Annotated in this window: 16 protein-coding genes and 2 pseudogenes; 6 read left to right on the plus strand and 12 right to left on the minus strand. The window is 68.8% G+C overall.

Annotated elements, in window-relative coordinates:
* Both ON20_RS15920 and ON20_RS15925 read right to left on the minus strand, forming a co-directional pair.
* A pseudogene (locus ON20_RS15920) lies at positions 1 to 404 on the minus strand (hypothetical protein); the annotation flags it as partial.
* The gene (locus ON20_RS15925) at positions 401 to 742 is read right to left on the minus strand and encodes a type VII secretion target (protein ID WP_040836436.1); all 342 of its coding nucleotides are present in this window, start codon (positions 740 to 742) and stop codon (positions 401 to 403) included. The pseudogene ON20_RS15920 and the gene ON20_RS15925, both read right to left, overlap by 4 nt.
* Positions 743 to 943: 201 nt before the next feature.
* On the opposite strand from ON20_RS15925, the gene ON20_RS15930 reads away from it, so the two are divergent.
* From ON20_RS15930 to ON20_RS15945, 4 genes are all read left to right on the plus strand, one after another.
* Complete coding sequence (locus ON20_RS15930; protein ID WP_040836438.1) at positions 944 to 1,945, plus strand: NAD-dependent epimerase/dehydratase family protein; 1,002 nt, start codon at positions 944 to 946, stop codon at positions 1,943 to 1,945.
* A 31-nt stretch (positions 1,946 to 1,976) separates the two neighbouring features.
* On the plus strand, positions 1,977 to 2,993 hold the full coding sequence (locus ON20_RS15935; protein WP_040836439.1) for an Rv2578c family radical SAM protein: 1,017 nt from the start codon (positions 1,977 to 1,979) through the stop codon (positions 2,991 to 2,993).
* A gap of 193 nt (positions 2,994 to 3,186) precedes the next feature.
* Positions 3,187 to 5,169, plus strand: coding sequence for a 2-oxoacid:acceptor oxidoreductase subunit alpha (locus tag ON20_RS15940; protein ID WP_083864956.1), 1,983 nt, complete (start codon positions 3,187 to 3,189; stop codon positions 5,167 to 5,169).
* Positions 5,166 to 6,257 carry a 2-oxoacid:ferredoxin oxidoreductase subunit beta gene (locus tag ON20_RS15945; protein WP_040836440.1) on the plus strand — a complete coding sequence of 364 codons (1,092 nt, stop codon included), beginning with the start codon at positions 5,166 to 5,168 and terminating at the stop codon, positions 6,255 to 6,257. Before ON20_RS15940 ends, ON20_RS15945 begins: the two co-directional genes overlap by 4 nt.
* A gap of 60 nt (positions 6,258 to 6,317) precedes the next feature.
* On the opposite strand, the gene ON20_RS15950 is transcribed toward ON20_RS15945, so the two are convergent.
* Together ON20_RS15950 and hisS are read right to left on the minus strand one after the other, a co-directional pair.
* A complete protein-coding gene (locus ON20_RS15950; RefSeq protein ID WP_051162593.1) occupies positions 6,318 to 6,965 on the minus strand; it encodes a hypothetical protein in 648 nt (215 codons plus the stop codon).
* 42 nt (positions 6,966 to 7,007) lie between these two features.
* The gene (hisS, locus tag ON20_RS15955) at positions 7,008 to 8,285 is read right to left on the minus strand and encodes a histidine--tRNA ligase (protein ID WP_040836451.1); all 1,278 of its coding nucleotides are present in this window, start codon (positions 8,283 to 8,285) and stop codon (positions 7,008 to 7,010) included.
* 251 nt (positions 8,286 to 8,536) lie between these two features.
* Between hisS and ON20_RS15960 the strand changes: the two genes are divergently transcribed.
* Together ON20_RS15960 and ON20_RS15965 are read left to right on the plus strand one after the other, a co-directional pair.
* Positions 8,537 to 9,418 (plus strand): peptidylprolyl isomerase, encoded by an 882-nt coding sequence (locus tag ON20_RS15960; protein ID WP_040836441.1) that lies wholly within the window; start codon positions 8,537 to 8,539, stop codon positions 9,416 to 9,418.
* A 284-nt stretch (positions 9,419 to 9,702) separates the two neighbouring features.
* Positions 9,703 to 10,299: a hypothetical protein gene (locus ON20_RS15965; protein ID WP_040836442.1), complete on the plus strand. Its 597-nt coding sequence runs from the start codon at positions 9,703 to 9,705 to the stop codon at positions 10,297 to 10,299.
* A gap of 110 nt (positions 10,300 to 10,409) precedes the next feature.
* On the opposite strand, the gene ON20_RS15970 is transcribed toward ON20_RS15965, so the two are convergent.
* From ON20_RS15970 to ON20_RS34505, 8 genes and pseudogenes are all read right to left on the minus strand, one after another.
* Positions 10,410 to 10,814 carry a DUF4913 domain-containing protein gene (locus ON20_RS15970; RefSeq protein WP_040836443.1) on the minus strand — a complete coding sequence of 135 codons (405 nt, stop codon included), beginning with the start codon at positions 10,812 to 10,814 and terminating at the stop codon, positions 10,410 to 10,412.
* The gene (locus tag ON20_RS15975; RefSeq protein WP_040836444.1) at positions 10,811 to 12,640 is read right to left on the minus strand and encodes a type IV secretory system conjugative DNA transfer family protein; all 1,830 of its coding nucleotides are present in this window, start codon (positions 12,638 to 12,640) and stop codon (positions 10,811 to 10,813) included. The genes ON20_RS15970 and ON20_RS15975 overlap by 4 nt, the downstream gene beginning before the upstream one ends.
* 36 nt (positions 12,641 to 12,676) lie before the next feature.
* A complete protein-coding gene (locus ON20_RS15980) occupies positions 12,677 to 13,219 on the minus strand; it encodes a hypothetical protein (RefSeq protein ID WP_245547258.1) in 543 nt (180 codons plus the stop codon).
* Between the two features lie 56 nt (positions 13,220 to 13,275).
* Positions 13,276 to 14,961 (minus strand): peptidoglycan DD-metalloendopeptidase family protein, encoded by a 1,686-nt coding sequence (locus ON20_RS15985; RefSeq protein ID WP_040836445.1) that lies wholly within the window; start codon positions 14,959 to 14,961, stop codon positions 13,276 to 13,278.
* 16 nt (positions 14,962 to 14,977) lie between these two features.
* Entirely contained in the window at positions 14,978 to 15,286 is a 309-nt protein-coding gene (locus tag ON20_RS15990) for a transposase (RefSeq protein ID WP_040836446.1), read from the minus strand.
* Positions 15,283 to 17,271: a putative type IV secretion/conjugal transfer ATPase gene (locus ON20_RS15995; protein ID WP_083864957.1), complete on the minus strand. Its 1,989-nt coding sequence runs from the start codon at positions 17,269 to 17,271 to the stop codon at positions 15,283 to 15,285. The genes ON20_RS15990 and ON20_RS15995 overlap by 4 nt, the downstream gene beginning before the upstream one ends.
* Positions 17,272 to 17,278: 7 nt before the next feature.
* On the minus strand, positions 17,279 to 18,769 hold the full coding sequence (locus ON20_RS16000; RefSeq protein WP_040836447.1) for an SCO6880 family protein: 1,491 nt from the start codon (positions 18,767 to 18,769) through the stop codon (positions 17,279 to 17,281).
* A pseudogene (locus tag ON20_RS34505) lies at positions 18,766 to 19,014 on the minus strand (hypothetical protein); the annotation flags it as partial. The pseudogene ON20_RS34505 and the gene ON20_RS16000, both read right to left, overlap by 4 nt.

The following is a 19,014-nucleotide window of genomic DNA, read 5'->3' on the forward strand; positions in this document are numbered from 1 at the left end:
ATCTCGGCGGCGGGCGCCGCGGCCTGGCCGAGCACGGCGGTCGCGTCCTCGGCGAGCCCCGCCATCTGTTCCGTCGTGCCGGACAGAATGTCCTGCGTATCCGGCATCTCGGACCCGGCCGGACCGGGTAGCCCCCCGATCGGAAGACCGGTCGCCGCGGGTGTTTCCTCGGCGATCTTGCGGGACAGCAGGAACTCCGGCGGCTCGATCGGCGGCAGGTCCTCGGGAAGCTGCGGCAGCGCGAGATCCTGAATCGCCGCCGCCGGATCGGGTACCGCGGCCTGGGCGGTGACCGTTTGCTCTCCCGCCGGCCATACCGTGCTCTGGCCCGTCGGGGAGTCGGCGATCCGTTCGATTCGGGGTTCTATGACCCCGGAGGTGGCGGTGGAATCCAGCGGTCTCACAGGGCACCGCCGATTCCGCCGGCGATATCGGCGGCCGCCGCGCCGAGCGCACCGACATTGCCCAGGTCGGTGGCGTCGTAGCCGGCGGCGGAGCTGAACGCCGCCTGGGACAGATGCTGATATTTGGCCGCCAGGTCGTCGATATCGCGGGCCTGCAACACTTGCGCCGCGGCGAACATGGCCAGATAGTCGGCACCGATCAGGCCGAATACCGGCGTCAGGGCGGCGACATTGGCCACCGCGTCGAAATTGCCCGCCCCCGCGATATCACCGGCGATCCCGGCATTGGTGGCGCCGAACGCGCGCAGCGCCTCGGTCTCTACCGAGAGATCACTCATCGAGCTCCCCCCAACGGTCGTCGTGAACAATGTGTATCCGCACGCAGGAGCGGTTGCCGTTGTGCCACACCGTATGCCCCTGTCGCACCGTTATGGATGCGACCCGAATATAGCCCACCGGGCAGGGTGTTCACGACCGATCACCCACCCCCATAACTAGAACGTGTTGCAATTTAGAACAGGTTCTATATTCTCGTCGTCATGAAGGTCGCAGTGACCGGCGCAGCCGGCTACCTGGGTACGAATCTGCTCCCGCTGCTCGTCGAGCGCGGCCACGAGGTGGTGGCGATCGATCGCGTGACACCGCGGCAGTCCACGGAATCGAACGTGACCTGGGTATCCGCCGATGTCCTCGATCCCGCGTCCATGCACTCGGCCCTCGACGGCGCGGAAATCGTCTATCACCTGGTCGCCGTGATCACCCTGGCCGAACAGAACGACCTGGCCTGGCGGGTCAACACCGAAGGCGTCCGGATGGTCGCCGAGGCCGCCCGCACGGTGGGCGCGCGGCGCCTCGTCCACGCCAGTTCCATCCATGCCTTCGACCAGTACAACTGCGGCGGGCGGATCGACGAACGGTCCGTCCACTCGACCGACCCCACCCTGCCGATCTACGACCGGTCCAAATGGGCCGGCGAGATGGAACTGCGCACGGTGATCGATCTGGGCCTGGACGCGGTGATCTGCAATCCCACCGGCGTTATCGGCCCCCGCGACACCGGCACCCCGATGTCGCGGATCAACCGCTATCTCCGCGACGCCGCCCGGGGCCGGATTCCCGCCATGATCGACGGCGGCTTCGACCTCGTCGATGTGCGCGATGTCGCCCGGGGGCTCATCCTGGCCGGCGAGCACGGCCGCGCCGGCGAGAACTACCTGCTCGGCGGCGAGATGATCTCGATGCCGGAACTCTGTCGCCGCACCGCCGCACACGGCGGGAAAAAGGGGCCGTGGTTCTCCGTCTCGCCGCGCCTGGTCTCCGGCCTCATCCCGGTACTCGAGCCGATCGGCAAACGCCTCGGCACCGATGTGGTCTCGCGGGCCGCGCTCGGCGCCTTGGTCTCGGCTCCGCTGGTCGACCACGGCAAGGCCACCCGGGAACTCGGCTACCGGCCGCGCCCGATCGACGAGACACTGCGGGACCTGGTTGCCTTCTTCGCCGAATCGCCGACACCGCAGAGTGATATCGCGGCGGTGGGTTGACAGCCTCTAGAACGCGTGTTCGACTGGTCGAGTGCGGTGGCAAAGCCAGACCCTGGACGCCGACGACGGTGCTTTGCCCGGCCTCGACCGGGCGATATTCACCCGAACTGTACAGACACCGGAATTCGCCGGTATCACATTCCACGAAGTGCTGTGCAAAAGCGCGCTGAACAAAATTCCGGAGAAGTCCGATCTTCCGTTCCGGTGGACGGTCAACCCGATGCGCGGCTGTTCGCATGCCTGCCGCTACTGCTTCGCCCGCGGGACGCACGAATACCTGGATCTGGACGCCGGAACGGATTTCGACAGTCAGATCATAGTGAAGACCAATATCGCCGCGGTCCTGCGCCGCGAACTCACCCGGCGGTCCTGGCACCGGGAACCGGTGGCGCTCGGCACCAATACCGACCCCTACCAGCGAGCCGAGGGCCGGTATCGGCTGATGCCCGGAATCATCCGGGCACTCACCGATTCCGGAACCCCGTTCTCGATTCTCACCAAGGGCACACTGCTGCAGCGGGATCTGTCGCTGCTCACCCTGGCCGCGCGGGAAGTTCCGGTGCACATCGGCATTTCGCTGGCCATGCTCGATGCGGAACTGCACCGCGGCCTCGAGCCCGGCGCGCCCTCACCCCGGACCCGGCTGGACCTGGTGCGCGCCTTGACCGACGCCGGCTTCGCGGTGAACGTGATGGTGGCGCCGGTGATTCCCTATCTCACCGACGGCCGCGACCAACTCGACGAACTGTTCCGCGAGATCGCCGCGGCCGGCGCGGTGTCGGCGGTCGCCCTGCCGATGCATCTGCGGGGCAGCACCCGCGACCGGTTCCTGGGCTGGCTGGCCGAAAACCATCCGGCGCTGCTGCGCCGCTACCGGCAGCTCTACCGCACCGGCGGCTCGGTCGCCCCGGAGTACGCGGCCTGGCTGCGGAAACGGGTCGATCCGCTGCTGGCCGAGCACGGCCTGCGCCGGGAGAAACCGGACGCGGAGCCGGCGGAGCCCGTACCGCCGCCACGAGCCGAACCACAGCTGGCCCTGTTCCCCTGATCCCGCCCCCGGACAGACTCCCCGGACCACCGCTGCCCCGCCGAACCGGCCATCGAACCACCCGGTCATCCGACACGCGCAGGCATGTGAGCGGCGACTCATATGTCGACACGCGCATACCCGTCACGCCACCCGGCCGGCAGAGTACTTTGGCCACTGGCAGCGCTCTTCGACGAGGAAGTGAAGCACGCGTATGGTTTCGCACCACAACGATATCGGCCACGCCGACGACACCACTGCCGCCGCTGTCCGAAACGATGGCGGCGCGGCGGTTCTGGACCGCGTGGTCATCCGCTTCGCGGGCGATTCGGGTGACGGTATGCAGCTCACCGGTGATCGCTTCACCCATGAGGCGGCGGCCTTCGGCAACGATCTGGCCACCCAACCCAACTTCCCGGCCGAGATCCGGGCCCCGCAGGGCACGCTGCCCGGGGTGTCCTCGTTCCAGATCCAGATCGCCGACCACGATATCCTCACCGCCGGCGACCAGCCCGATGTGCTGGTGGCGATGAACCCGGCGGCGCTGAAGGCCAACCTCGACGACCTGCCGCACGGCGGCACGATCATCGCCAACACCGACGAGTTCACCGGCCGCAACCTCACCAAGGTGGGCTATTCCTCCGATCCGCTCGCCGACGAGAGCCTCGCCGATTTCGTCGTCCACAAGGTGCCGATGACCTCGCTGACGCTCGCCGCCACCGAAGCCACCGGGGTCGGGAAGAAGTCGGGTCAGCGCGCCAAGAACATGTTCGCGCTCGGGTTGCTGTCGTGGATGTACGGGCGTCCGATCGGCGGCACCGAACGGTTCCTGCGGGAGAAGTTCGCCTCCACCCCGGAAGTCGCCGAGGCCAATGTGCTCGCCTTCCGCGCGGGCTGGAACTACGGCGAGACCACCGAGAGCTTCGCCACCACCTACGCGATCGCCCCGGCCGTACTGCCGCCGGGCACCTACCGGCAGATCACCGGCAACACCGCGCTCGCCTACGGGCTGATCACCGCGAGCTCGCTGTCCGGGCTGCCGTTGTTCCTCGGCACCTATCCGATCACCCCGGCCTCCGACATCCTGCACGAGCTGAGCAAACACAAGAATTTCGGCGTCACCACCTTCCAGGCCGAGGACGAGATCGCCGGGATCGGCGCCGCCCTGGGCGCCGCGCTCGGCGGCGCGCTGGGCGTCACCAGCACATCCGGGCCGGGCCTGGCGCTCAAGAGCGAGACCATCGGGCTGGCGGTGATGACCGAGCTCCCGCTGGTGATCATCGATGTACAGCGCGGTGGACCATCCACCGGCCTGCCGACCAAGACCGAACAGGCGGACCTGTTGCAGGCGCTGTACGGACGCAACGGCGAGAGCCCGGTGGCGGTGCTCGCCCCGCGCTCGCCCGCCGACTGTTTCGCGACCGCGGTGGAGGCCGCGCGGATCGCGCTCACCTATCGCACACCGGTGCTGCTGCTGTCCGACGGTGCCATCGCCAACGGGTCGGAACCCTGGGCGATCCCCCGGGTCGAGGACCTGGAACCGATCGGCCCCGGATTCGAACCGCCCGCCGCCGAGGACGACGACGTCCCGTTCCGGCCCTACGCCCGCGATCCGGAAACCCTGGCCCGCCCGCTGGCCGTTCCGGGCACCAAGGGCCGCGCGCATCGGATCGGCGGGCTGGAGAAGGCCGACGGCAGCGGCGATATCTCCTACGATCCGGCCAACCACGATCTGATGGTGCGTTTGCGCCAGGCCAAGGTCGACTCGATCGCGGTGCCCGCCGCCGAGGTCGACGACCCGGACGGCACCGCCGAGGTACTGCTGGTCGGCTGGGGCAGTTCCTACGGCCCGATCGGCGAGGCCTGCCGCCGGGTGCGCAGGCGCGGGATACCGGTCGCGCAGCTGCATCTGCGGCATCTGAATCCGCTTCCGCCGAACCTCGGCGATGTGCTGCGGCGCTACCGCACCGTGGTCGCGCCGGAGATGAACGGCGGACAGCTGGCCATGCTGCTGCGGGCGAAATACCTGGTCGACGTCCGTCCGTGGACGAAGGTCGCGGGTACGGCGTTCTCCGCGCAGGAGCTCGTCGGCGTGATCGACGCGGCGCTGGACGGTTCGATCGCCGATCTGGAACAGGACAAGGCCTTCGCCGCCAGGGCGCGGGCGACCTATCGCACGGACGGGGGCTCCCGATGACGATTATCGAAACCTCGCTGCTCGGGACCGAGCTGGGCATCACACCCGTATCCGGAACGTCGGGCGTACCGGCCGCGGACGGGCCGCAAAAGGCCAAGGACTTCACCTCCGACCAGGAGGTGCGCTGGTGCCCCGGCTGCGGCGACTACGTCATCCTGGCCACGGTGCGCGGTTTCCTCGCCGAGCTGGGGCTGCGCCGGGAGAATCTCATGTTCGTGTCCGGGATCGGCTGCTCCAGCCGTTTCCCGTACTACCTGGACGCCTACGGCATCCATTCGATCCACGGCCGCGCCCCGGCCATCGCCACCGGGCTCGCGGTGACCCGCCCGGACCTGTCGGTATGGGTCGTCACCGGTGACGGCGACGCGCTGTCCATCGGCGGCAACCATCTCATCCACGCCCTGCGCCGCAATGTGAACATGACGATCCTGCTGTTCAACAACCGGATCTACGGGCTCACCAAGGGCCAGTACTCGCCCACCTCGGAATCGGGCAAGATCACCAAATCGACGCCCATGGGCTCGGTGGACCACCCGTTCAATACCCTGTCGGTGGCGCTGGGCGCCGAGGCGACCTTCGCCGCCCGCGCCCTGGACTCCGACCGCAAGGGCCTCACCGAGGTGCTGCGCGCGGCCGCCGAGCACCGTGGCACCTCCTTCGTGGAGATCCTGCAGGACTGTCCGATCTTCAACGACGGCTCCTTCGATGTGCTGCGACGCGGCGACAGCGAGTCCCGACTGATCCGACTGCGGCACGGCGAACCGCTGCGGTTCGGCGCGGACGGGGAGTTCGCCGTGGTCCGCAAGGGTTTCGGCCTGGCCGTCGCCCGTACCGACGAGGTGGCCGCGGACGAGATCATCGTGCACGACGCGCACTCCGATGACCCGGAGTACGCCTACGCCCTGTCCCGGCTCTCCGACCAGGATCTCGAGCACGTGGTCACGGGTATCTTCCGCGCGGTGAACCGCCCGGCCTACGACGACGGCGTCCGCGCTCAGCTCACGACCGCGCGCGAGGCCAGACCCGTTGCCGAGGGGTCCCTGCAGAAGTTGCTCACCGGTTCGGAGACCTGGACCGTCACCGGTTGACGACCGCCGCGACATCGGCGGACGGCCGGGACCGGGTCGCTGGTTGCGCACCGACCCGGCTCAGAACAGCCCGGCGACCTCCTCGTCGGTCAGCACAACCGGAGAGACGTAATCCCGGTCCCGGGCCAGGGCAACGGCCCGGTACAGCGGTCGCTCGGCGAGTCCGGCGTCCCGGGCTTCGGCACGTAGTTGGCGTGCCAGCATCTCGGCGACCGGGAGAGCGGCGGCGAGCGGGCTCGCGACCAGGGCGTCGGCCAGTCTGCGCAGGCCGAGTAGGTGCAGCTCCCGTCCGCTGCCCGCGTCGGTGTACATGGCCAGCGGAAGGATCTGACTGTCGGGTCCGGCGGTGATCCGCAGCGCGACCCGGCTCAGCCTGGCCGGGTAGACCAGCACCTCCACCCCGGTGGCCTCGGCGACCGGGATCACCCGTTCCCGCAGCAGGGTCCGGGCGTGGACGGTGGTCCCGGACAGCCAGATACGCCGCCGCCGCAGAGCCAGGGCATAGACCACCGTCGGTGCCCCGACCACCACACCGATCAGGACCCCGAGCCCCCACCCCGCCACGAGGGTCACGAGCAGCGCGGCGCCGATACCCATGCCCAGGCCGGCCAGCGCCAGCCGACGCAGCGTCGGGGCGTACAACTCGGGCGCGACCAGGTCCAGTCCGATCGGTTGTTCCGGTTCGGGCCCGATGGCGGATTCTGTCACGGCGGTGCATTCGGTGCGGGGAACGGATTCCCCGGGACCGTACTATTCGTCGCCCGCCAGCGCCGCGACAATCGTGCCGACCGTGCTGTCGATCGGGATCTGCCGCTGCTGCCCGGTGCGCATATCCTTGAGACCGATGGTGTGTTCGGCCAGGTCCCGGTCGCCGAGGACCAGCGTGAACCGCGCGCCCGATCGGTCGGCCGCCTTCATCGCGCCCTTCACCCCGCGCCCGCCGTAGGCCAGGTCCACCCGGATACCCGCCGCCCGCAACTGCGCGGCCAGCACCACCAGCCGCTGTTTGGCGGTATCGCCGAGCGGCACCCCGAACACCTCGCACCGCGCCGGATCGCCCGCCGTCACGCCCTCGGCGGCCAATGCCAGGACGGTGCGATCCACCCCGAGCCCGAAACCGATACCGGACAGCGCCTGGCCGCCCAGTTCGGCCATCAGCCCGTCGTAGCGTCCGCCGCCGCCGATACCGGACTGGGCGCCGAGCCCGTCGTGCACGAATTCGAACGTGGTCTTGGTGTAGTAGTCCAGGCCGCGCACCATCCGCGGGTTCACCGCATACGGCACGCCCAGCGCGTCGAGGTGGGCCAGCACCTGTTCGAAGTGGGCCTTGGCGGAATCGGACAGGTGGTCGATCATGAGCGGCGCGTCGGCCGTCATCTCCCGCACCGCGGGCCGTTTGTCGTCGAGTACCCGCAGCGGATTGATCCGCGCCCGCCGGCGGGTCTCCTCGTCGAGCGGCAGTCCGAACAGGAATTCCTGCAGCCGTTCCCGGTACTGCGGACGGCAGGTCTCGTCACCGAGCGAGGCGACCTCCAGCCGGAAACCGGTGAGGCCGAGGCCGCGGAATCCGGCGTCGGCGACCGCGATGACCTCGGCGTCCAACGCCGGGTCGTCGACGCCGATGGCCTCTACACCGACCTGCTGCAGTTGGCGGTAGCGCCCGGCCTGGGGACGTTCGTAGCGGAAGAACGGACCGGCGTAGCAGAGTTTCACCGGCAGCTGCCCGCGGTCGAGTCCGTGTTCGATCACCGCGCGCATCACCCCGGCCGTCCCCTCCGGGCGGAGGGTGACGCTGCGGTCGCTGCGGTCGGAGAAGGTGAACATCTCCTTGCTCACCACGTCGGTGGATTCGCCGACACCGCGGGCGAACAGCTCGGTGTCTTCGAAGATCGGCAGTTCGATATGCCCGTACCCGGCGAGTCGGGCGGCGCGGATCAGGCCGTCGCGGACCGCGACGAACTCGGCCGAGCCCGGCGGCACGTAGTCAGGGACGCCTTTCGGGGCGGAGAAGCTGCTGGTCTTGGTCACGATCACCCAGTTTCCCCCACCGCGCCCGGTCAAGTCCAACCGGTTACCGTGGACCGTGGCCACGCCGGGCACGGACCGGTCCGGCGGAACTGTGGGGCGCTTCCGAGCGGAGATGGCACACTCAAGGGCACGTCCCGTAGGTCACGGTAGAGACGCCGAGGAGACCCAGGGGACACGCTTTAGCCGATATATCAGACCAGGAGCGTCCGACCGGACCCGATATCCGGTCGCCGCACGGGAGGAACGTGGTAGTGCCGAGCAACGAACAGCGCCGAGCGGCGGCGAAACGCAAGCTGGAGCGTCAGCTGGCCAATCGGGCCGCACGGGAACGCAAGCGCAAGCAACTCACCGTCGCCGGATCGGCTCTCGGCGTCATCGTGGTGGCGGCCGCGATAGCGGGTGTGTACTTCATGACCCGCGGCGACGACAGCGTCGACACGGCGGCCGCGCCCACCACTCCGGAGGCATCGCTGTCGAACACCCCGGTGGCGGCACCGCCGCCACCCCCGGTGGCCAAGCCCGCGACGGTGAACTGCGTCTACCGTCCCACCGGCCCCGCGGCCAAACCGGTGAACCCGCCGCGTGCCGAGGGGATCCAGACCGCCGACGGGAACGCCACACTCAGTATGAGCGTCGAGACGAACCAGGGGCCGCTCGGTCTGACGCTGAACAACGCGCAGGCGCCGTGCACGGTGAACAGTTTCGCCGGCCTGGCGAGTCAGGGCTATTTCAACGGCACCGACTGCCACCGACTCACCGAGGGCGAAGGACTGCAGGTGCTGCAGTGCGGCGATCCGACCGGGAGTGGCACCGGCGGCCCGGGCTACGAATTCGACAACGAGTACCCCACCGACCAGTACGCGCCCGGCGACCCGGCACTGCAACAGCCGATCAGCTACCAGCGCGGCGTGCTCGCGATGGCCAACGCGGGCCCGGGCACCAACGGCAGCCAGTTCTTCATCGTCTACGGCGACTCGATGCTGCCGCCGAACTACACGATCTTCGGCACCGTGGACGAAACCGGCCTGCAAACCCTGGACAAGATCGCCGCGCTCGGCCAGGACGAGTCCAACGGCCCCGGTGACGGCAAGCCCAGGCAGCCGGTGACCCTCCAGACGGTGCGCATCGACTGACACCGCCGGTGGCGGACGTGCCGACCGGTCCGTCCGCCACCGTCCATCCGGTAAGGCGGCCCTTACACCATAGAAGGTTCGACAACCGCGCTCGCGTGCCGGAATTGTACGATTTATGCTGATAAGGCAGCATAACGGCCGGTTACGGCCGGGCGTGTCGGGTAATCTCGGAACACAGAGTGCGCGTGGCGAAATCACCTTCTTCGGGTCGTCGCCGGCAGCGTGCGGGTCGCGACGAGGCACCACATCATCCATAGTGATCACCGCAGCATCGGGGAGCAGACATGTCCGAGGAAATCGACGACGTCGGCCGGGAAACCGCGGCCATGTTGAGGACAATGTTGCAGATCGCGACCCTGGTTGCCCTCAAGGCCCGGGAACGCGGTCAACGTGAGGCCGAGGCACGCGTCAAACTCACCGAGGCCCGTCTCAAGGAGGCACGAGAGCTGCAGATCCGCGAGGCCCGCGACGCCAAGGCCAAGGATCCGCGCAACCAGGAACTGACACAGATGCTTTCGAGGCCGCTGCCGGAGAATGCCACCCGGATCGCCCCGCATCGGGACGGCGGGGCCTACCGCGGTGTGTCGCTGGAGAAGGACCGATTCTCCATCTCCCAGACCACCCAGTCCTTCGCCGAGGCGTCCGGGGCGGCGTCCGCACAACCCGCCATCGGCTACGACTCCGTGGAACGGCGCGCGGCTCTCGCCGCGCACCTGTCGAAGATCGGCGTCGCACCCGAGCTCGCGGCGGCGCGGATGCTCGTCGAGGTCGGTCAGGCGAAACCGCCGTCCGAGGCGGTGCGCACCCGCCCCGAGTACGCGCCCGCCGTACAGCGCGCCCGGGAACAGGAGCTGGGGCGCGGCCTGGAACGCACTCGCTGACCAGCGGTCCGTGAACAGCCCGGGCGCACATCGGGGACGTGCGCCCCGGGCTGTTCGTCGTTTCCGGGCTCACATCACGGCCGAGGCCGGGCATCCGGTCCGACCGCGACTCAACCGCGCAGCGGCAGTTCGCTGTCCTCCGGATTGCTGAACATTCCGTCGGGCGGCGCCGTCAACGGCAGCGGACCCAGCATGTCCTTGTGGCCGTTGCGGACACTGCAATACTTGAACGGCCCACGCGGATCCAGCAGAACCTTCATATGCGGATCGGCATGGTCGAGCAGCCAGACACTCATCCCGGTGGCGCCGTCCTGGCGCAGATGCTCCCAGGCCCGCCACAGGGCGTCCAACCGAACGATGGCCTCGGTGTGCTTCCACCATTGCGGGCACCACACGGTATCGCTGAGATCGCTGACCTGCCTGCGGTAGACGACGCTCAGATAGTTCTCGACGAACTCCACCACACCGCTGTAGATCGTCGTTTTCTGCGCTTGCGGCGCTTGCGTTTCGGTCACAGTGGACGCTCCTCGATCGGTCCCTCGGGCTTGATTTCCGGCGCCGGTGTCGATTTGGCCAGCGACGGCGAGCCGATCACATCGGTGATCAACGTCTTCCGTTGCGGATCGTGCTGTTCTATGGACTTCTTCACATCATCGCGGTACGCGCCCTCCCACCAGGGCACCGTGCGCACGAGCACCGGGGGCGCCCCGGACGAGAAGACGATGGCCCGGCCGCGCGGCAGCGTGGCCAGCGCCTGCACGGTGAAGGTCTTCGAGGACCCCAGCGACCGCGAATAGCTCTTACCGCCCTTGGACTCGGATACCGAAGCCGAGATCGACGAGTGCTCGCCGATGGCCTCGGAGCGTTCTCGCAGGAAATTGGTGTCGTCCACACCGCTGCCGAGCACCTTGATATTGGCGGCCGACCACAACGCGTTCATCCCGTCGTCGCCCCAGCAGCGCGCCCCCTGTGCCCATGACTGCAGCACCGTCATGACCACGATGCCCCGCGAGCCGAAGTGGCTGTACTGCTTGGGCAGATCCTTCCAGCGGACCACGTTCGCGGCCTCGTCGAGCACGGCCAACAACGGAATGGGCAGCCTGCCGCCCGCAGAATACGAGGCCTTGCGCATGGCCACATCGATCACGGCCTCGGTGAGCGCGCTCACCAGCGGCGACGCCGAACCACGGCCCTCGAGGGAGAGACTGTAGAGCGTGCCGTTGCGTTCGATGAAGTCCAGTTCGTCGAACTGCCGCCGGTTCTCGCCGGGGGTGATCCACGGGTGCACATTCCGCAGTTTCAGACACCGGCACATCTTCTTGGCCGTGCCGAAGATACCACTTCGGGTGCGTGGGTCGGCGTTGTACTGCGAGGACAAACCGGATGCGGTGTAGTCGTGTCCGGCATTGCGCAGCAACTGAATCGGCTCGATGTTCTGCGGATCGGTCACCCACTCCCATACCTGGGTGATATCTCGGTCGCCGATAGCGGCGGCGAGGAAGAGGCCGGCCAAAAGGTCCTCGGCCTCCGGGTCGAAGAAGGCGTCGGTCTTACTGTCCGAACCGTCGTCACCGTCGGCGAAATGCCCGGCCAGCCGCGCCGCCCGCATCTCACAGCCCTCACGGCGCACGTCCACCCAGGCCAGTGGATTCCAATACCAGGTGGGCTCCTCACCGGCGACGCCCTGCGGGTCGAAGACGAAGGTGGGGCTGCCCTTCGATTCCCGCACATCCCGGGTCGCGTCCACCACATCGCGTTTGTTCGAGGTGGCCAGCACCGGGCCGATCGCGGTGAGGATGGCCGGTATGACCCGGGAGGTGGACTTGCCCTGACGCGGACCCCAGATGTCCAGGTGCAGATCCTCATAGGAGCCGTAGAGCATCGCACCATCGGCGACGCTGACACCGATCGGCACACCCGGGGCGTCGTCGTAGCCGAGCTTCACCCCCAGTTGGTTCGCCTTCTCCCGCGCCCCGGCCTCCGTGAGCGAGGCGATGGCGCCACCGTTGCCCATCACATCGGCCTTCTCGTCGACGGAGAGCCGCCCCTTGCCCTGCTGCGCCTTGATTCGCCGCCGCACCAGCACACCCACCACCCCGCCGATAATGATCAGCAGCAGGATCGCGGTCGCCCCGGCCGGCCAATGGACGGTGCCGCGGAGCAGTCCGACCAGGATGGCGATCGGATTGATCGGCATGTCCTGCGGCCGGACCGACAGCAGATTGCCCAGTTGCAGTGACACCCAGAGGACGGCGAGCACCGTACCGCCGATCGCGAGCAGGACAAGGGTGCCGTCGGGCCCGGGGACGGCCGGGTCCGTCACCGGTTTCTTCTTCGCCATACCTGCCTCCTGAACAATCCGTACGCAAAAGCCCTGTCAGCGGAAGCCGTCGAGCCGCCAGCCCCCGGGAGTGCGCACCACGGTGGCGATAACGGTGGCCGGTGGGAGCGCTTCCGCACGCCCGTCCGGATAGACGACGGTCTGCTCGATACCGATCTTGAACTGCGCGACATTCGGATCGGCGGCGGTGGGCGGCCGCTCCCCCGAGGCGAAGGTGAACGCGTCGACCCGCGCACCCGCGGCGGCCCATTCACCCCAGCGCAGTGTGGTGCGCGGCGTCTCGGCGCGGGTGGAACCGTCCAGGACGCGGAGCAGGCTGGGGCCCAGCCATTTTCGGGCCCGCCCCAGCGACGCGCCCTGCTCCTCGGTGACCGGACGCCACGTGAAGATCTCCCGCAGCGCCGCCACGGCGACACCGTCGGGCGCGGCCGGGTCGGGGGCGGGAATGGCCTCGAGCCTGCGCGCCGTCGACGTCTCCGGCCCCGCCTCCGAACCCGTGGTGTCGTCGACGGCGCCACACGCACTCAGTATTGCGATACCCGATACCAGCGCAACCACCAGCCCCGCATTCGCCGACACCCGATACTTCCAGGCTAACCGCCCGGATCGACGAAACGGTGCCGATTTTCGCGTGTTCACAGCACCCTCCTCGCGCGCGCGTCGCCGGGAACCTCGGTCTCCCCCACCCCACCCGCGGAATGCGCGTCGGCCTCCGGCGCAGCGTGGATCATTCGCCCGTTTCCGGCGTAGATACCGACATGCGCGGGACCGCGCTGCCCGAAATCGCTGAACACCAGATCGCCGGGCCGGATATCGCCGAGCGACACCTCGGTGCCCACCTCCCACTGCTGTTCGGCTGTCCGGGGCAGCGAGACCGCGCCGGACGAGGCGGCGAACACCGCGGCCGAGGTCAGGCCCGGAGCGTCGAGCCCACCTCCGCTGGGTCCCTGCGCGCCGCCACCACCCCAGACATAGGGGGTGCCAAGCCAGTCCTGCGCGGCCCGCACGACCTGTTCGCCCGGCTCCCCCTCCTCCGGAACGAAGCGGCCCTGCGCACCCGGCGCCCGATACTGTGGCTCCATGGCCAGGATATTGGCCACGTAAGGCTGGGTTTCCGAATAGTGCGCGGCCACCTGGTTCGGCATACCGCCGGAAGCGAGTACCGCGCCCTCACCGGCGTTGTAGGCGGCCAATGTCAGGGCCACCACATCGCCCTGGACCCGGCCCTCGGCGATCCACCCCGACACCTTTCTTGCAATGGCACACATATAGCGCCCCTGACCGATGATGGCGTCCCCGTCGTCCCATACGCTCGCGACACCGTTGCCGTCGGCGTCGATCACATACGGCTGCCCGTCGTCGGGGTTGGCACCGGCAGCCGTACCCGGCAGGAACTGCGCCAGCCCCTGCGCGCCCGCGGGCGAGGTGGCACCGCGCCGGAAGCCGGATTCCTGCCGGCCCTGAGCGGCCAGCAGCGACGGCGTGATCGCGGGACACAGCGACCCGGCGCGCCGGTACCACAATTCGAGTTCCGGTGGCACCTTGCCGTCGGCAAGCGCCCCGCCCGGTGTTCCGAATCCGCGGACACAGCGCGGATCGGTCGAATGCGCCCGCGCCCCACCGATATCCGGGGTGGGCGCACCGTCCAGCCAGGGCATCGGGTCGATCTGCCGGCCGCCGGTGAACCGCCCGCCCGGCACGACCTCGAAATGCAGATGAGGGCCGCTGGATTCGCCCGCCGAGCCCACCGCCCCGATATGTTGGCCCGTCCGCACCACATCACCGACCCGCACCAACACCCCGCTGTCCCACATATGGCCGTACACGGCCGAGAACGACCGGCCGTTGCCGGGGTCCACGGAGTCGATGACGATCCAGTTCCCGAAGCCCGAGGCGGGACCGGCGGCCACGACGACACCGTCGGCGACCGAGAAGATCGGCGTGCCGTCGTCGGCGGCCAGGTCGATACCCTTGTGCCCGCCACCACGGGAGCCGAAAACGTCGGAGACGCTGTAGGTTCCCTCCGCCATCGGCCGGACCCGGCCCAGCCGCTCGGCGCCCGCGGCCAGTGACGGCGTATCGGTCACGGTGGGCTTCGGGGCACGAGACCCGGATACGTCCGGACCGTCGGGAAGACCCCCGGCCGCACGGGGATCGCCCGGCGGATAGCCGCCCAGCGGCGGCAGCAGCTCCCCCTCCGGGCCGAGCACCGACCCGCCCTCACACGGATCGTCCACCGAGGGCAGTACGATCACCAGAACCACAGTCATCAGACCGAGGACCACGCCCAGCGCCGTCCACAGCATCGAGCGGGCGTTCACGGCTCCCCCGCGAAGCTCACGTGCGACGCCGCGTTTCGTTGAGGGTGTCGGCCAGTGCGCGGTTCATCTCCGCGGCCGCGGCGAGCTGTTGCTGCAACATCGCGACCTTGCGCCGCAAGGCGGCCGCGTCCATCCGTTCCAGCCCCGGCCCCTCGGCGGCCCGCACCCAGTTGCGGACCGAATTGGTGTGCACACCGATCTGTTCGGCGACCACCCGACACGCTTCCGATTCGCTGCGCAATTTTCCGGTGAGCGCGACAACCTGCTCCACCGCGGCAGCACGGACCTCCGGCGATACTCTCCGATACGACCGGTGCGGCATCATAACGCTCTCCCACCTGTCGTATCTCTCCCGTCCGAAACCACCGCGCTGCGACCCGGATACGCGGTGAACTCCTCGAACCGCTGGTTGGTGTCGTGAATCCCGCTTTCTCGCTCCGCCACCGTGAACTCCATGTGGAACGGAATACCGGGGCGGCGGTCCTCACCGATCTTCAACAGGAACTTGCCGGTACCCGGCGGTGAGGGCCGCTGTTGTCCGGGCTTGAGTGCCTCACCGGTGAGCGCTTGCGGGGCCGACCATCCGGTCACCATCTCCTCCTCGGCGGATGTGAACGGAACCGTGCTGTCCAGGCGCTTGATCTCCTCGGCCGGCAGCGCGCCGAAGATCTTGGCGCGCGCCCGTTCGAGGAAGCCGAGCGCCTTGGCGATCGCCGCTTCCGATCCCAATGCTTGCAGGTCCTTGATGGTGTGGCTGATCATGATCAGCGCCGTGGCGATACCGCGCTGCAGTCGGGTCAGCTCGTCCACCCGGTCGACCATGAAATCGCCCAGGCCGAGTACCTGCCACAACTCGTCCATAACCACCTGGAAGTACCGCTGCGGCGCCAGCCCGGCGTCGGTGAGGGTATGCGCCGCCTCGACGGCGGCGAAACCGTCGGCCCAGCAGGCCAGCATGACCGCGGCCTTGAGCTTCTTGTCGCCCTGCGGGATATGGGAGACGTCGATACAGACCGCGACCGCCTCGGTGTCGATGGGCACCGAGGTCTGTCCGTTGAACACCGCACCGAACGGCCCCTGGGTGAGTGCGCGCAGCGACCGTCGCAGCCCCCTTATCGCGTCCTGGTAATCGATCGGATCGTCGGCGCCCGCGTCGAGCATCAACTGCTCACCGCCGCCGACGATCACCTCCAACAGGTTCTCCATGATGGGCGGCTGATCCGGGGTGTAGCCACTGCCGGGCCGGTATAGGATGCGCAGCGCGGTGGAGATGAGCGTCTCCTCGTAGTCGCGCACGCGTTCGCCGCGCACCAGTTCCACCAGACCCGCTATGAGTGTCACCTGACGGGCCCGCAGATCCTGCAGAACCTGCAGTTGCAGATCGGGCCGGTGATCCAGGCGCGGCACGATGGTTCCGAGGACGCCCGCCGCGAGCGGGTTGAGTTTGCCGTGGCCGTATCCGAGGTCGATAACCTGCCCGCCGACCAGCTCCACCAGCTTGCGGTAATCGGGTTTGACATCGGCGAGGATCAGCGGGGTGATGCTCTGCGCGATACCGCCGAGCACGATCCGGCGCACCAGCGACGATTTACCGAAACCGTTGAGTCCCAGGACGAACAGGCTGGGCGCGGTGATGAAACTTCCGCGCATGAACCAGTTCATCGGATCGAAGCACACCGGCGCGCCGGTGTGCAGATGGGAACCGAGGGGGGTGCCGATCAGGGGGGCGCCCGCGCCCACCGACCACGGCCACAGCCCCGCCACCTGCGCGGTGGTGGCCCGGTATTCGACCGTCCGGCCGATCACGTTCATCCGGCCGCCACCGGGACCCACATAGCCGCGCGGGGTCAATTGAGCGACCTGGCGGTCGAATCCGTCCTCGATGGCCTGTTCGGCCCGGGCCGCGTAATTGCGGCGCCGGATATCGTCGGTGCGAACACGGAAGGTGGCCCAGGCCGCCCGCAGCCCGGAGCCCTCCCGGCTGATCGCCTCGTAGCGAGCCCGGGTGGCGTCGTCGAGCAGCGGGGGACCGGACTGGCGGCGTTTGTCCGCGCGGGCCTTCGCCCGCCGCGCCGCCCGATCGAATTCGCCGGTGCCCATGGCCCGGTCGGCGGCCTTGTCGATCTTGACGGGCCGAACGTGCGTACGGGCCCGGCTTCCACCGGCGCGGGACGGTTCCGCGCCGGTGCGCGACGTCACCGCCCGCCCGCCCCGATGGTCGGCACGTGAGCGTTCGACGGCCTCGCGCCGAGATCGCCCGGTCGGCGTCTGGTCTCGTTCCCGTACGGGTGGCTCGTGCTCACGTACCATTACCCACTCACCCCGCCAGTGCTTTCGGAATTGTCGCGTGTTCGGGCAGGATCACCCCGCAGCCGAGCGATGCCGCGAAGGCAGCCGCCTGGTAGCGGTAGCAGCGCCGGATCTTCAGCCGGGCCTGGGTGGACAGATCCCGCGTGATGGCCTCGATTCGAGGCAGGTCGCCGCGCAGCGGCTCGGTGATGGTGACCAGCGCCCCGAAGCGGGTGACCCCGTGTCCGCGGGCCTGTTCCTCCCGCGCCTGCTGGGTGGCGCCGACACGCAGGGTCGCCGAGGCGGAGACCACACCGCGCTCGCTCTGCTGGGCCACCAACGCGTTCTTGAAGTCGTCGTCGACGATTTCGGCGGCATCGGCGGCCGAATGCGGCCGGTACACGATGGCGATCCGTTTACGCGGCACCTCGGGATTGGGTGCCAGCAGCCGCTGTAGCACCCGCTCGTCGACGGCACCCTCCGGGGCGGTGTCCATCTCCCAGGTGACCGACCGCCCGCCGTCGTGCACCAGGTGGTCCCATTTCTCGTCACAGGACACCGGCCCGGCGTCGGCCCAGTCCAGACCGTGCCCCTCCGGTTCGCCCGCGGCGACCTCGAGATCCGCTTGGGAGGCGGGATCGTAGCTGCGCCGGATGAAGGCGATCACCTCGTCGGCCGACATGGGCTGGGCACGCACCCCGGCCTCGGCGAGCGCGGCGCAGATACCGGGCAGCCGGCGGCCGATCTCGACCGCTTCCTCGGCGGGGTTCTTCCGTCGTTCCGCGGTGGTGGCCTTGAAGGTGATGGCCACCCGGGGCAGCAACTGCACCCGCTCCTGCGGCAGTTCGGTGGCGAGTTCGTACATCACCTGCTGCGCCAGGTCCGGCGCCTCCGGGCGGGTGATCGTGGAAACCTCGGTGAGCAGCCGGTTACCCGTCTCGGGCACGGTATCGATAACCGGGACCACCGCCACGATATCGCTGGTCTGGCCCAGCGACGCCAGGAACGTGCCCCATGCCGATACCCACCGGTCGATCACCGGCTGGTCCACCGCCTCGTGTCCCTGCGGCCAGGCCCGCAACACCACGGTGTACTGCGCGAACTGCGGTAGATGGATCATCCCGAAGCTGTAACCGCCCGCGTCGATACCCTCGTAGAGCCTCGACGGGGCGAGCAGTCCCGGCAACCGGGTGAATCCCCCGGGGATACGGGAGAACCGGCCGCCCCGGTACACGTGCTCACCGCGACTGCGTGAGCGCATCCAGTTGAACATCATCAATCCCGTCTCGTAGCCGGAGCGGCCCCCCGTCCGCCACACCAGTGGAACCATGATCACCACGCCGACCCCACCCACGACGAAGCCCCATTGGAAGCCGCCGAACATCGCGGTAACCAGGGCGGTGATCACCACGACGAAGCCGAGCACCGTCTCTTCCCACCGCAGGCCGAACAGACCGGCGCTGCGCGGCTTCTGCCACAGCCCGTAGGAACGGCGCTCGTAGGTGTCGGGCATCGTCATCGCGGAATGGTGCTCCTGCCGAGATCAGGGGAACGGTTGGTCCAGCGGTCGCCCGCGACATCGCCCATGGCCGCGTCGGCCCGGGTCATACCGGATGTCGCGGCACGCGCCGCGCCTATTCTGTTCGCCACGCGGGACGCCCCGGATGGGACCCCGCCCGAACCCGACGGAGTGGCCGCCTGGTTTGCGGGTGACGCGCCGCCGCCTCCGCCGCCGCGGGGCGGGGTGGGGCGGGGGGCGCCGCC

Source organism: Nocardia brevicatena NBRC 12119, assembly GCF_000308495.1.
Taxonomy (GTDB): domain Bacteria; phylum Actinomycetota; class Actinomycetes; order Mycobacteriales; family Mycobacteriaceae; genus Nocardia; species Nocardia brevicatena.

What these genes read in the sequence shown, in the direction of transcription:
- ON20_RS16000 (WP_040836447.1), bottom strand. Translation starts at nt 18,769, where the DNA reads ATGACGATGCCCGACACCTACGAGCGCCGTTCCTACGGGCTGTGGCAG.
- ON20_RS15925 (WP_040836436.1), bottom strand. Translation starts at nt 742, where the DNA reads ATGAGTGATCTCTCGGTAGAGACCGAGGCGCTGCGCGCGTTCGGCGCC.
- ON20_RS15945 (WP_040836440.1), top strand. Translation starts at nt 5,166, where the DNA reads ATGACGATTATCGAAACCTCGCTGCTCGGGACCGAGCTGGGCATCACA.
- ON20_RS15930 (WP_040836438.1), top strand. Translation starts at nt 944, where the DNA reads ATGAAGGTCGCAGTGACCGGCGCAGCCGGCTACCTGGGTACGAATCTG.
- ON20_RS15990 (WP_040836446.1), bottom strand. Translation starts at nt 15,286, where the DNA reads ATGATGCCGCACCGGTCGTATCGGAGAGTATCGCCGGAGGTCCGTGCT.
- ON20_RS15965 (WP_040836442.1), top strand. Translation starts at nt 9,703, where the DNA reads ATGTCCGAGGAAATCGACGACGTCGGCCGGGAAACCGCGGCCATGTTG.
- ON20_RS15940 (WP_083864956.1), top strand. Translation starts at nt 3,187, where the DNA reads ATGGTTTCGCACCACAACGATATCGGCCACGCCGACGACACCACTGCC.
- ON20_RS15995 (WP_083864957.1), bottom strand. Translation starts at nt 17,271, where the DNA reads ATGGTACGTGAGCACGAGCCACCCGTACGGGAACGAGACCAGACGCCG.
- ON20_RS15975 (WP_040836444.1), bottom strand. Translation starts at nt 12,640, where the DNA reads ATGGCGAAGAAGAAACCGGTGACGGACCCGGCCGTCCCCGGGCCCGAC.